Annotated in this window: 9 protein-coding genes; 6 read left to right on the plus strand and 3 right to left on the minus strand. The window is 58.3% G+C overall.

All coding sequences use genetic code 11. From position 1 onward, the window contains the following. Window positions 1-21: 21 nt before the first annotated feature. The 3 genes from pvdN to PMA3_RS20155 all read left to right on the plus strand — a co-directional run bounded on the left by pvdN (window position 22) and on the right by PMA3_RS20155 (window position 4,228). Entirely contained in the window at window positions 22-1,302 is a 1,281-nt protein-coding gene (gene pvdN, locus PMA3_RS20145) for a pyoverdine-tailoring periplasmic protein PvdN (RefSeq protein ID WP_064678830.1), read from the plus strand. A gap of 171 nt (window positions 1,303-1,473) precedes the next feature. After that, complete coding sequence (gene pvdO / locus PMA3_RS20150; protein ID WP_064678831.1) at window positions 1,474-2,352, plus strand: dihydropyoverdine dehydrogenase; 879 nt, start codon at window positions 1,474-1,476, stop codon at window positions 2,350-2,352. Window positions 2,353-2,578: 226 nt separating this feature from the next. Then, window positions 2,579-4,228, plus strand: a complete 1,650-nt coding sequence (locus tag PMA3_RS20155; RefSeq protein ID WP_064678832.1) for a cyclic peptide export ABC transporter — start codon at window positions 2,579-2,581, stop codon at window positions 4,226-4,228. On the opposite strand, the gene PMA3_RS20160 is transcribed toward PMA3_RS20155, so the two are convergent. Then, a complete protein-coding gene (locus PMA3_RS20160) occupies window positions 4,206-4,979 on the minus strand; it encodes a hypothetical protein (protein WP_152032274.1) in 774 nt (257 codons plus the stop codon). The genes PMA3_RS20155 and PMA3_RS20160 overlap by 23 nt on opposite strands. Between PMA3_RS20160 and PMA3_RS20165 the strand changes: the two genes are divergently transcribed. After that, on the plus strand, window positions 4,968-7,436 hold the full coding sequence (locus PMA3_RS20165; RefSeq protein WP_064678834.1) for a TonB-dependent siderophore receptor: 2,469 nt from the start codon (window positions 4,968-4,970) through the stop codon (window positions 7,434-7,436). The two genes, PMA3_RS20160 and PMA3_RS20165, sit on opposite strands and share 12 nt — an antisense overlap. Before the next feature lie 238 nt (window positions 7,437-7,674). Here the strand turns inward: PMA3_RS20165 and PMA3_RS20170 are convergent, their stop codons facing one another. Continuing rightward, a complete protein-coding gene (locus tag PMA3_RS20170) occupies window positions 7,675-8,019 on the minus strand; it encodes a DUF6124 family protein (protein ID WP_064678835.1) in 345 nt (114 codons plus the stop codon). 621 nt (window positions 8,020-8,640) lie between these two features. Between PMA3_RS20170 and PMA3_RS32005 the strand changes: the two genes are divergently transcribed. Both PMA3_RS32005 and PMA3_RS20180 read left to right on the plus strand, forming a co-directional pair. Next, window positions 8,641-11,352 carry a glycoside hydrolase family 19 protein gene (locus PMA3_RS32005; protein ID WP_102136438.1) on the plus strand — a complete coding sequence of 904 codons (2,712 nt, stop codon included), beginning with the start codon at window positions 8,641-8,643 and terminating at the stop codon, window positions 11,350-11,352. A gap of 4 nt (window positions 11,353-11,356) precedes the next feature. Then, window positions 11,357-11,857 (plus strand): hypothetical protein, encoded by a 501-nt coding sequence (locus PMA3_RS20180; RefSeq protein ID WP_064678836.1) that lies wholly within the window; start codon window positions 11,357-11,359, stop codon window positions 11,855-11,857. Between the two features lie 92 nt (window positions 11,858-11,949). Here the strand turns inward: PMA3_RS20180 and PMA3_RS20185 are convergent, their stop codons facing one another. Beyond that, window positions 11,950-12,906 (minus strand): alpha/beta hydrolase, encoded by a 957-nt coding sequence (locus tag PMA3_RS20185; protein ID WP_064678837.1) that lies wholly within the window; start codon window positions 12,904-12,906, stop codon window positions 11,950-11,952. Window positions 12,907-13,077: the final 171 nt, after the last annotated feature.

Consider the following 13,077-nt stretch of genomic DNA (forward strand, 5'->3'; position numbering starts at 1 on the left):
TTGCAAAAGCGAACCGAGCTCATGACCAATCGTCGTTCATTCCTCAAGCAGGCCGGCATTCTCGCGGCGGCCCTGCCCCTGGGCGCCGCCGTGAATTTGCCGGCGCTGGCCGCCGGCCCGGCACCGCTGGCCACCGACAAATGGGCGCAGTTGCGCCAGCTGTTCAATCAGGACCCGAACTACCTGCATTTCGCCAACTTCCTGGTGACCTCACACCCAAGACCCGTGCGGGAGGCGATCGAACTACACCGCGCCAACCTCGACCGCAACCCCGGCCTGGCCATGGATTGGGACCTGGGCGAAACCGAAAAACGCGAGCACCAGGTGCGGGTCTGGGCCGGGCGTTATCTCAAGGCCGCACCGGAACAGATCGCCCTCACCGGCAGCACCACCGAAGGCCTGTCGCTGATCTACGGCGGCATTCATGTGCGCCCCGACCAGGAAATCCTCACCAGCGAACACGAACACTACGCCACCAACTATGCCCTGGCTTACCGCCAGCAAAAGGATGGGGTCAAGGTGCGCAAGCTCAAGCTGTTCGAGCACAGCCACAGTGTTTCGGTGGATGAAGTTGTCGGCACAATTGCCAAAGGGATTCGCCCCGAAACCCGCGTACTGGGCATGACCTGGGTGCAATCGGGCAGCGGCGTGAAGCTGCCGATCGACGAGATCGGCAAACTGGTGGCAGAGCAGAACCGCAATCGCGCCGAGAAGGCCCGCATCCTGTATGTGGTCGACGGTGTGCACGGCTTCGGTGTCGAGAACCTCGACTTCCCCGACATGCACTGCGACTTCTTCATTGCCGGCACCCACAAATGGATGTTCGGCCCGCGCGGCACCGGGATCATCTGCGCCCGTTCGGCCGAGCTCAAGGACGTGACGCCGACCATCCCGACCTTCTCCGAGGCCACCACCTTTTCGACCATCATGACCCCCGGCGGGTACCACAGCTTTGAACATCGCTGGGCGCTGGACGAGGCCTTCAAGCTGCACCTGGAGCTGGGCAAGGCCGAGGTCCAGGCTCGTATCCATGCGCTCAACACTTATGCGAAAAATCGCCTGCTGGAGCAGTCGCGGATCGAATTGGTCACCCCGAAAAGTCCGGCAATGTCCGCTGGTTTCACCTTCTTCCGGGTCAAGGATCGGGACTGCGAAAAAGTCGCGCTGCAGTTGATGCAGAACCGTGTGGTCTGCGACTCGGTCGAGCGCGACGTCGGACCGGTGATCCGCATTGCACCCGGCCTGCTCAACACTGAAAACGACATCGACCGGTTCATGGCATTACTGAACAAGACTGCATGACGCAGACCGCTCGCTCCTACAGGTCCCATGTGACGCCGACCGCTTTTCGTAGGAGCCAGCGGTGCGGCGATCCGACTTGCCGGCGAAGGCGCCCTTGAGATCGCCTTCGCGGGCAAGCCTCGCTCCTACAGGTCCGATTTTCACCCCGCTTTTCTTTTATCGAGATGACGCATGAACAGTGATCTGTTGCCCCGCCCGCTCAAGGCCCTCGCCCTCACCGCCCTCATGGCCGGTCTGCTGCCAGCCAACGCCCAAGCCGCTGCCGCCCCGCAACCCGGCAAAGTATTCAAGGACTGCCGCGATTGCCCGGAAATGGTGGTACTGCCCGCCGGCACCTTCACCATGGGCACGCCGGCCGATGAAGTCGGGCGCGAACCCGATGAAGGTCCGATGCACGAAGTGACCTTTGCCAAGCCGTTCGCCATGAGCCGTTTCCAGGTCACCGCCGGTGAATGGGACAGCTACGTGCGCGAAAGTGGGGTAACCATCGCCAACGGCGACCCCCGCCCCGGTCGCGAATGCGTCGCCAGCAAGCCACGTTATCCGCAAAGCCCGCGCCAGCCGGCGGTATGCATGAACTTCGACGACGTGAAAAACTACGTCGCCTGGCTGTCGAAAAAGACCAGACAGAAGTACCGCATGGTCAGCGAAGCGCAACGGGAATATGCGGCACGCGGCGGCACCAAGGGCCCGTTCCCCTTCCCGTTCGATGAAGGCAAGGAATACAGCATCGCCAGGCACGCCAACACCTACGGCCCGGCGGACGGCTTCAGCTACAGCTCGCCGGTGGGCAGCTACCCGCCCAACGCCTTCGGCATGTACGACATGCACGGCAATGTGTACGAGTGGGTCGAAGACTGCGAACACCCGGACTACGTCGGCGCCCCCACCGACGGCAGCGCCTGGGTCGAGGCCAAGTGCGAAGCCGTGCGCATACGCGGCAACGACTGGGGTGAGGCCCCGGTGTTCTCGCGCTCCGGCAACCGCAACAGCCAGTACCCGCAAGAGCGCGGCGACTGGATGGGCTTTCGCATCGTGCGCGATCTTTAACCCCACACGCGATCCCCTGTAGGAGCCAGCGGTGCGGCGATCCGACTTGCCGGCGAAGGCGATCGCTAGGACGCCTTCGCCGGCAAGTCGGATCGCCGCACCGCTGGCTCCTACAGGCAGCGCGTAGTGTCAGTTACCTCACCACCAGTCGGCGCCCTTGTAAATTAACCCTCCCACCAGACGTTCTACTGGGTATCTGCCTTTACGACCCAAGGAACCGTCTTCCATGACCCAGCCAACCCGTGGCGCCATCGGCGAATTGTTCGCCCTGTTGAAACCCTTTCGGCTCATCGTCGCCGCCTCCATTTTCCTGGGCATGGTCGGCGGCTTGAGCGTCACGGTATTGCTGGCGACCATCAACAACGCCCTGCACTCGGAAACCGGCCTGACCCAAGGCGTCGTCGCGCTGTTCGCCGGCCTGTGCCTGCTGGCGCTGGCCAGCTCGATCTGCTCGGACATCGGCACCAACTATGTCGGCCAGCACATCATCGCCAAGCTGCGTAAACAGCTCGGTGAAAAAGTCCTGTCAGCGCCGATCGAACAGATCGAGCGCTATCGCAGCCACCGCCTGATCCCGGTGCTGACCCACGACGTCGACACCATCAGCGACTTCGCCTTCGCCTTCGCGCCGCTGGCAATTTCTCTCACGGTGACCCTGGGTTGCATGGGCTACCTGGCGATCCTGTCGTGGCCGATGTTCCTGATCATGGTCGCCGCGATTCTGATCGGCACGGCGATCCAGGCCTATGCCCAGAGCAAGGGTGTGCAAGGTTTCATGGCCGCCCGCGACGCCGAAGACGAATTGCAAAAGCACTACAACGCAATTGCCGAAGGCGCCAAGGAACTGCGCATCCACCGCCCTCGCCGCCAGCGCATGTACGTCTCGGGCATCAAGGCCACCGCCGAGTTCATCTGCAACACCCAGGTGCGTTCGATCAACACCTTCGTCATTGCCAAGACCTTCGGCTCGATGCTGTTCTTCGTGGTGATCGGCCTGGCCCTGGCGCTGCAAACCTACTGGCCGAGCGCCGACAAAACCGTGATGAGCGGCTTCGTGCTGGTGCTGCTGTACATGAAAGGCCCGCTGGAGCACCTGATCAGCACCTTGCCGATCGTCAGCCGGGCGCAGATCGCCTTCCGCCGGATCGCCGAGTTGTCCGAGCAATTCTCCACCCCAGAACCGCACCTGCTGCTCAGCGATCAGGGCCACGTCCAGCCAGTGGTACACGAACTGAAACTGGCCGATGTGCGTTTCGCGTTCCCGGCTGCCGAAGGGGCCGCGCCATTCCAGTTGGGGCCGGTCAACCTGACCATCAAGCAAGGCGACATTACCTTCATCGTCGGCGAGAACGGTTGCGGCAAGACCACGCTGATCAAGTTGCTGCTGGGTCTATACACGCCGCAGCAGGGTGAAATCCGCGTCAACGGCGTGGGCATCGACGCACAGAACCGCGACGACTATCGCCAGTTGTTCACCACCATTTTCGCCGACTACTACCTGTTCGATGACGTGGTCCAGGGCGATACGCATATCCCCGAAGACGCCAACAAATACCTGCAACGCCTGGAGATCGCGCACAAGGTCAGCGTCAAGGACGGCAATTTCACCACCACCGACCTCTCCACCGGCCAGCGCAAGCGCCTGGCCCTGGTCAATGCCTGGCTCGAGGAACGCCCGGTGCTAGTGTTCGATGAATGGGCGGCCGACCAGGACCCGACCTTCCGCCGGATCTTCTACACCGAGCTGCTGCCAGACCTCAAGCGCCTGGGCAAGACCATCATCGTGATCTCCCACGATGACCGGTATTTCGATGTGGCGGATCAGTTGGTGCGTATGGAAAGCGGCAAGGTCATCACCGAAATGACCCCTGCCTGATACCCCGCCCGCCCCGGTAGGAGCCAGGCTTGCCGGCGAAAGCGCTCTTGAAAACGCCTCCCCCGCAGGAGCCAGGCTTGCCGGCGAAAGCACTCTTGAAAACGCCTCCCCCGTAGGAGCCAGGCTTGCCGGCGAAAGCACTCTTGAAAACGCCTCCCCCGCAGGAGCCAGGCTTGCCGGCGAAAGCGCTTTTGAAAACGCCTCCCCCGCAGGAGCCAGGCTTGCCGGCGAAAGCGCTCCTGAAAACGCCTCCCCCGTAGGAGCCAGGCTTGCCGGCGAAAGCGCTCTTGAAAACGCCTCCCCCGCAGGAGCCAGGCTTGCCGGCGAAAGCGCTTTTGAAAACGCCTCCCCCGTAGGAGCCAGGCTTGCCGGCGAAAGCGCTCTTGAAAACGCCTCCCCCGTAGGAGCCAGGCTTGCCGGCGAAAGCGCTTTTGAAAACGCCTCCCCCGTAGGAGCCAGGCTTGCCGGCGAAAGCGCTTTTGAAAACGCCTCCCCCGTAGGAGCCAGGCTTGCCGGCGAAAGCGCTCTTGAAAACGCCTCCCCCGTAGGAGCCAGGCTTGCCGGCGAAAGCGCTCTTGAGGACGCCTTCGCCGGCAAGCCTGGCTCCTACCGAAAAGCCGAAAAGCCGAAAATAATTTATTTTCCCGTTTCTTTCCGGTTTCCCCTTCGTGCTGCGTCTAATAATCATTCCTATTAACAAAAACTCTGCACAACACTTTTTCAGGAGCTCAGGTAAGTAATGCGACCTCAAACCCGCCGCACACCTCTCGCGCTGGCCGTACAGCGTCCGACTCTGCATCGCACCCTGTTCACCAGCGTACTGCTGACCGCCACCTTGCTGGGGAGCTCGATGGCCAATGCGGCACCTGTAAAAGTAAGTATCCCGGTCCAGCCGCTGTCCAGCGCGCTGACTGAACTGGGCATGCAGACCAACCTGCAGATCCTCTACAGCCCGGACCAGGTCACTGGGATCAAGTCCCGCGCGGTGTCGGGTTCGCTGGAACCCTCTGATGCACTGAAGGCCCTGCTGCAAGGCACCGGCATTTCGTTCCAGATCAACGGCAACACCGTGACCCTGGTGTCCGGCGGCGGCTCGAGCCTGCAACTGGGCGCGACCACCATTTCCGGCCAGGCCCTGGGCCTGAACACTGAGGACACAGGTTCCTACACCACCGGTGCAACCACCACTGCCACCAAGCTGCCATTGACCCTGCGTGAAACGCCGCAATCGGTGACCGTAGTGACCCGTCAGCAGATGGATGACCGCGGCGTACAGAGCGTGGGCGATGCGCTGAAGAATACCCCCGGTATCACGTCCCAGAAGTACGACAGCGACCGTACCGAGTTTTCCGCACGGGGCTTTGCCATCACCAACTTTCAGTACGATGGCGTCAACATCCCCTACGACGGCGTGTACGGTGAAAACCCGAACAACACCGACGACGCTGCCAACCTGGACCGGGTCGAAGTCATCAAAGGCGCAACCGGCCTGATGACCGGTGCCGGCGATCCGTCCGCCACCGTCAACCTTGTGCGTAAAAAGCCGACCAAGGAGTTCAAGGCTTCGGTCAGCGCCACCGCGGGTTACTGGGACAGCTACCGCACCGAAGGCGATATCTCTGGCTCGCTGACCGACTCAGGCAACGTGCGCGGCCGCTTTGTCGGCGCCATGCAGGACAAAGATTCGTACATCGACCACTACAGCCAGAAGAGAGACCTGTACTACGGAGTTCTCGAAGCCGACCTGACCGACGACACCCTGCTGACCCTGGGCATCGACAAGTCCAGCGCCACCCCGCGCGGCAGTTCCTGGACCGGTAACACGGTTTACTACGCCGACGGCGGCAAAACCAACTTCTCCCGCGGCTTCAACCCGGGCGCCGACTGGAGCCGTCGTGATTTCGACAGCACCACTTACTTCGCAAACCTGGAACAAGCGCTTGCCAACGACTGGAAACTCAAGGTCAGCCTCGACCAGAAAACTACCGATCACGATACTCAACTGGCCTCGGCCAGCGGTGGTTTCCCGGACCGCGACACCGGCGAAGGCATGTTCTTTTACCAGGGGCACTGGGAAGGCCATCGCGTGCAGTACACCGGTGACGTGAACGTCTCCGGCCCTTTTAGCCTGGGCGGTCGCGAGCATGAACTGGTGGCTGGCTTCATGGCGGCCCACTCCACTCAGACTGGCGCAAACTTTGGCTCTCCCACCGATTCCGATGGACTGGTACCGGGCAACATCTTTGACTGGGCAGGCCATATCGCGAAGCCGGACTTCCCGAAAATCGGCAAGTACGAGCGCACCCAGAGCCAGAACGGCGCTTACCTGGCCACGCGCCTGCGTCCGACCGACGACCTGTCGTTCATCCTCGGCGGCCGTGTAAGCACCTACAAGTACAACGAGGATTACACCTACTACCCGGGCGCCGGCCTGGCCGACACCCACGCCAGCTACAAGGAACACGGGGTCGTCACGCCTTACGCCGGTGTGGTCTATGACCTGAACGATACCTACTCGGTCTACGCCAGCTACACCAGCATTTACCAGCCACAAATCAACAAAGACATCAATGGCAAGACCCTGGATCCGGTTGAAGGTGACGCCTACGAAACCGGTCTGAAAGCGGCCTACTTCGAAGGCAAACTCAACGCCAGCCTGGCCTTCTTCCGCATCGAGCAGGACAACGTCGCTGAGTCGATCGGCACCAATGAGATCACCGGTGACGGCATTTTCCAAGCCGTCGACGGTGCCACCACCAACGGCGTTGAACTGGAACTGGCCGGTGAACTGGCCCAGGACTGGAACGTATCGGCTGGCTACACCTATGCCCGTACCCGCGACGAGGATCACCAACGCATCTACGGTTTCCCTCTGGCCACCAGCAAACCGGAACACGTGGTCCGCACCTTCACCACCTACCGTTTGCCCGGCGCGCTGGACCAGGTCACCGTCGGTGGCGGTGTCAGCTGGCAAAGCGCGTTTTACGGCCAGAGCTTTAGCCCTACCGATGGCAGCACCTCGCTCAAGCAAGGTGGCTACACCCTCGTCGACCTGATGACCCGGTATGAATACGACGATCACCTGAGCTTCACCGTGAACGCCAACAACGTCTTCGACAAGCGCTACCTGACCGGCCTTGGCAACTTCGGCACCACCTTCTACGGCGAGCCGCGCAACATGCAAGTCACCGCAAAGTATGATTTCTGAGCGCTGAGCTGAACTGAAAAATGCCCGTGTCGTGAGATGCGGGCATTTTTTTTGGCTTGAGAATTTCGCTGATTGTGATGCGGTCTTCGCGAGCAAGCCCGCTCCCACAGGGAATCTTCAGTGAACACAGAATTCAATGTTCACATCGAGCAACTGTGGGAGCGGGCTTGCTCGCGAAGGCGATAGCCGCCCTGCTACAAGTCCTGGCACCAGACATCCGGCGAAGGGGCAGTGACTACTAAGGCGGGTCGAGTCGATCCAGCGCCCGATTCACCGCCAACTCCCCCAGCATGATGACCTGCGCAATCCCCAGCAGTGAATTACGACCCGGCCCCTCCATATGATCCGCCAGGTCCATGGCCATGACATTGGCCGACGCCAGCGACTCGCAGGCATGGGCCAGCAGCGTCTCGGTATCGAGCTCGGGATTGACGGTGAACATGGTGCAGAGTTTGCGTGGGGTGGCGTTGATGTCGGCAGCTGAGGGAACGCGGTCCGCGGGTTCGTGGTGAATGTTTGAGTCGGCATTTTCTGAGGAGGATGTCGGATCGGGATCCGGCGGATTCGGTGTGATCTTGAACATGGCTTAGCTCTCTTGAGTGAGGCTGCGACCAGTTCGCTACTAAACGAAATGGAGGCAGCTGTACGCAGGTTAGTAGACCGACGAGCTAAGAAATCGGCGCACCCGAGAGTGCCCTGCGCACAGCCACCATCAAGTGCAGGATTGAGACCCTGACTGATTAGCTTGTACGACTTAACTACGACGGGCTACTAAACCCGATCACTGATGATCAGTGACGGGTATCAAGTTACCGAGCGCCCCCAAGTCGCACAAGCCGGCGGATTCTGGCGTAACTGTAGGCAACGGCGCAAGGCTGTGTAGCTTTCGGGAACGAACCTGGTTGGCTTTTAAACACGCAAAAAATCACATGCAAAAAGCTCCGGATAGAGATCGAACAACCCTCGGCGCAATGCCTTCAACCACACCTAAAAAAACTCCTACAGATCTGACAGCCCAACGCCCGGAAGCGTCCTACGCGCATTTCGGACGCATCCTATTTCAATCGTTATCAGCTTCTAGAAAGCTGTCGAGCGTTTGAATCGAGGGCGGACATAAAGCCTCCCCATACGCCATCCAGAAGTCCTTGGGACTGACGGATTTCTCTGCCGGACTCTTTACGCAGAACAAGGAGCGACACTCAACATGGCCAGCTTGCTTTCCCGACTTTTTGGATTTCACGACAACCGCAGGGACGCGCGATTTGATGGGCCAAGCGTCCCAGTCTTGCCGACGCCCGATACCCGGCCAGTCCAGACATCTACGGCCTCGGAATTCAGCGTCGACGTATTGCAGCCGCTGAAGAATTGGAGTCATCCGCTTAAGGACACGGGCAATCCGTTGGCACAGTTGACTCACATGGCCAAAGCCGCCGCGGGTTACTACCCGATCGGCCGCAGCGGGCTGTTTCACGGCGGCGTGCATTTCGACAGCGGTACCGGCATCCCCCCGGATAAATCCGTGCACTGTCTGGCTGACGGTGAAGTGGTGGCCTACCGTGTCGACACGCAGGCGCCGACCACGCGCTACTTCGTCAACACCATTACCGTCGGCAAACCCTTTTCGCGCAACTTCGTGTTGGTGCGCCATCGGTTACAACCACCGAAGATCGAAGGCAGCACGGACACACCGCCCTGCCTGACCTTCTACAGCTTGTACATGCACTTGGAAGATTGGGCGGTGTATCAGAAGAACTCTGCCATCGCGCGTCCAACGTTCTGGCCGCAGAGCCCTACCCTGCGCGTCAAGCAGACAGCGAACGACTTCCGCTCCGGCCGGCTGGATCGGCCTGGCCTGAACGTGCGTCACATGGATAGGAAGCAGGGCAAGGTAATTGACCTGCTGCCACGCGGAGCAAAAGTGACCGTCAGTGGTACCGGGCTCTACCGCAAGCTGGAAAACCGTCTTGGCCCCACCGAGCTGATCAAGGCCGATGGCTCGCTAGCGGGCTACATCGCCGCCAGCATCCTGCAACCGATTGCTGGCAACGAGTACCGCATCACGTCGTCGAAAGCATTGGTCAATGTTCGAGCTGAACCCATCATTCCTTGCAAGGTGATTGCAGAGCTGCCGACTGGAACGATCGTCACTGTCAGCGGAGAGGGCGATTTCCGCAAGCTGGAGCGCATCAACCAGTACGTGCATTTCAACTGGCTGGAAGGCGAACAGGAACCTTTGGCAGCAGATCGTATAGTGGTGCTCGACCAGCCCGTTCCCATCAAGGCAGGGGATCTGATCGGTCACCTCGGTAAATATCAGGACAGCGGCGCGGACCAGCCGGAACACAAGCTCCACCTGGAAGTGTTCAGTGGCGATGACATCGATATGTTCATCGAGGCCAGCCGCGAATGGGCTAAGCGCCTGCCGGACAGAGATAAAACCTGGCTGAAACTGGCCAAAGGCACCGCCGTCGTGGCTCATGAAGACAATGTCACGGCCGCACAACTGAAGGCGATGAGTGCAGACAGTCCACTCAGTGCCGCCGACCTGCTGCTCCCCAAAAGGGTGCTGGATGGTCTGCGGGCAGAGGAGAAAATTATCGTTGCCGCGACAAGTGTGCACAAAGCTCGCAACTGGTATCGCCTCGATGGACTACTGCATGACGCGAACAACAACCTCCTCACAGGCTGGGTGTGCGAAGAAGTCGGCGTCACGCCTTGGTTCAGTTCATGGTCCTGGGAAGGTTACGACGTCATTTTCGATTTCAGCATGCCGAAGCACGCTATGGCGTCGTTTTTTAGCGCTGTCAACCGCTTCAGCGATGCGCAACGCGAGCAATTTCGCCCTCTGGCTGAAAAAGACAATCACGGGCCGATGAAGAGCCGGCTGTACGACATCATCGACCGTAATCGCGACGGAAAGATGACCGCCGAAGAATTGCAAGCAGCCCTGCGCCTACCGGCCCACGCGCAAGCGATCTCGCAATTGATCCTGCGCAAGGAAAGCGAATGGTTTCACCAGCCGAAGAAATGGGATGCGCTGGATGAATTGCTCGGCCATAGCGGCTCGACGCCGCACTTGAATTGGTTGGCGGAGAAACAGCGGATAAAAGAAATTAGTTGGTGGGGGGAAGTTGCGGATAAGGTGGGGTTGCCGTCTTGGGGGAGGCCATACCACTTTCATCCGATTGGGTTGGCAGGCTTGTTTTCGGAAACGCAAGAGCTAATCACCATGGAGATGTTGAAAGCTGCAGATCCGCAAGGAACCTCCAATTATCATCAAGAAATTTTGCCTTATCTAAATATGTATGCCCCTACGTATAAAATCGATACACCGTTGCGCATTGTACATTTTCTTGCGCAAGTTGGTCACGAAAGCCAATTCAAAGTAAAAAGCGAAAACGGTAATTACAGCCCTAGGAGAATGCGCGAGATATTTGGATGCAAAGGAGGTCAAAAAAATTACAACACAGGAGAGGATGACTGCGATCTGGGTCGGCTTCGAAGCAAGCTCTGGAGCCATGAACATCTCTACGCCAACAACGCGATAAAATTACTCAGTTATGTATATGCCGACAGAATGGGGAACAGAGGGGAAGAAACGCAAGATGGATATAATTATCGGGGCAGAGGAATTATTCAACTTACTGGTCGCTTTAACTACGAGCGCTACACTAGGATTCACAACACCGCAAATCCAAGCGATCTAAAAGATTTTGTAGTGAACCCTGACCTCATCATTGATGAACTGCAATATGGGGTAGAGTCAGCATTCGTTTACTGTGCGATGACTAACTTTAATTTGGCTGCAGATGAAGATGATATAGAAAAAACAACGCAGATAATTAATGGTGGACAAAATGGCTTGCATGAGCGAAAGGAAATTTTGAATAATATAAAATTAATTATGGATATATAATCTCGTGAGAAAACTCTTAATATTTTTCATTTTTTGTGCCTCTACGGCCATTATTGCAGAGGAGATAGTTACTACCGAGGACAATGATCTATGTTCATCAGATGAACAAGTCATCCTTCTCTGCAAGGCAGAATATAAAACTGCAGGAATTTGTGCATCTAAGAACCTTAGCAATTTAACAGGCTTTGCTCAGTACAGAGTTTTTGACATAGATAAAAAAATGATCGAGTTTGTTTTTCCAGAAAAGCTCCTGCCCCCTGATCGAAATTTCATTATGGAGACTGAGCCACTGCCGGGTGGAATCGATGTTAAAATTAAATTTTCAAATAATGGACTTCTGTACATTATTCATGAACGAGATGCTCCAGTGATGGGAGAGGGCTTCGAGGGTTTTAGCAAAATCATAGTCAGAAATAATGAGAAAATTCTTGAATCCATCAAATGCCTCAATGAAGATTCGGAAATACGACGAGCGGGTTACGACAGTTTTTTTACGCAAGACTAATTTAATTATCCTAATAAAATATTAGCTGATCTTGATCAGAGATAATCAACCGCCATTCTTTAATCAGGAATGGCGGGCATTGTCATTTCAACTCAAAGTCGCGCCCGCACCCACCCAGCCACTTGCGCATGTATCCCTTCCACTTCACTCAGCAGCCCACCCATGCGCATGAAGTCATGGGTCATGCCCGGCTGTTCCAGCAGCGTCACCTCATTACCGGCAACACGCAGAAGCTCGGCATACGCCAGCCCTTCGTCATGCAACGGGTCATGCCCGGCCAGGTAGACCAGTGCCGGCGCAACGCCTGACAGATCGTCAGCCAGCAACGGCGAGCAGCGCCAGTCCGCCAGGTCCTGCGGCGTGCGGGCGTAATGGGCGTAGAACCAGTCCAGCGTCGGTGTCTCCAGCAGGTAGCCTTCGGCGAAGTCGCGGTGTGAGGCGCGCTTGGTGGTGGCATCTGTCACTGGATACACCAGCACTTGCGCCTTGGGTTTCAACAGTGGTTCTGCAGGTTCGCGCACGGCCATGATCGACAACACCGTGGCCAGGGTCGCGCCGACGCTGTCACCGGCTACGGCCACCCGCGATGCGTCCAGGCCATGGGCTGAGCCCTCGCGGACCAGCCAGTTGCCGGCATCGCAGGCGTCCTGCACCGGGGTCGGGAAACGCCATTCCGGTGCCAGGCGGTAATCCACCGTCAACAGGGCGAAACCACCTTGGGCCGCCAGGCGTCGGCACAGTGCGTCGTGGGAATCGAGGCTGCCGACCACGTAGCCACCGCCGTGGAAATACAGCATTACGGGCTGTAGCCCATCGATCGATTTGCCGCCGCGATACAGGCGTGCCGACAGGCTATGGCCGTCCCGTGCGGCAATGGTGAAGTCCTCGCAGGCAACGCTGTCCAGCGGCACGTCGAGAAACCCCGAGGAGGCTTCGAAGTCGATTCGTGCCTGTTGCGGCGACTGTTCGTGCATGGCGCGGCTTTTGCCGGTCAGGCGGCCGAATTCGGCGAGTTCGAGAAATGCTTCAAGTTCTGGCAAGACGGCCATGGGATGAATCCTTTTACGCAATAGGGTCAATGGTCGGGCGGAACACAATATTGAATCGAGCGAAGATCCCCTGTAGGAGCTGGCTTGTCGGATCGCCGCACCGCAGCGAAGGACTTGAGAGCGCCGCTTTTTTTCCAGACACACCGCGTTATCGTTCTTCGCGGGCAAGCC

Source organism: Pseudomonas silesiensis, assembly GCF_001661075.1.
Classification (GTDB): domain Bacteria; phylum Pseudomonadota; class Gammaproteobacteria; order Pseudomonadales; family Pseudomonadaceae; genus Aquipseudomonas; species Aquipseudomonas silesiensis.

What these genes read in the sequence shown, in the direction of transcription:
- PMA3_RS20155 (WP_064678832.1), top strand. Translation starts at nt 2,579, where the DNA reads ATGACCCAGCCAACCCGTGGCGCCATCGGCGAATTGTTCGCCCTGTTG.
- pvdO (WP_064678831.1), top strand. Translation starts at nt 1,474, where the DNA reads ATGAACAGTGATCTGTTGCCCCGCCCGCTCAAGGCCCTCGCCCTCACC.
- PMA3_RS32005 (WP_102136438.1), top strand. Translation starts at nt 8,641, where the DNA reads ATGGCCAGCTTGCTTTCCCGACTTTTTGGATTTCACGACAACCGCAGG.
- pvdN (WP_064678830.1), top strand. Translation starts at nt 22, where the DNA reads ATGACCAATCGTCGTTCATTCCTCAAGCAGGCCGGCATTCTCGCGGCG.
- PMA3_RS20185 (WP_064678837.1), bottom strand. Translation starts at nt 12,906, where the DNA reads ATGGCCGTCTTGCCAGAACTTGAAGCATTTCTCGAACTCGCCGAATTC.
- PMA3_RS20170 (WP_064678835.1), bottom strand. Translation starts at nt 8,019, where the DNA reads ATGTTCAAGATCACACCGAATCCGCCGGATCCCGATCCGACATCCTCC.
- PMA3_RS20165 (WP_064678834.1), top strand. Translation starts at nt 4,968, where the DNA reads ATGCGACCTCAAACCCGCCGCACACCTCTCGCGCTGGCCGTACAGCGT.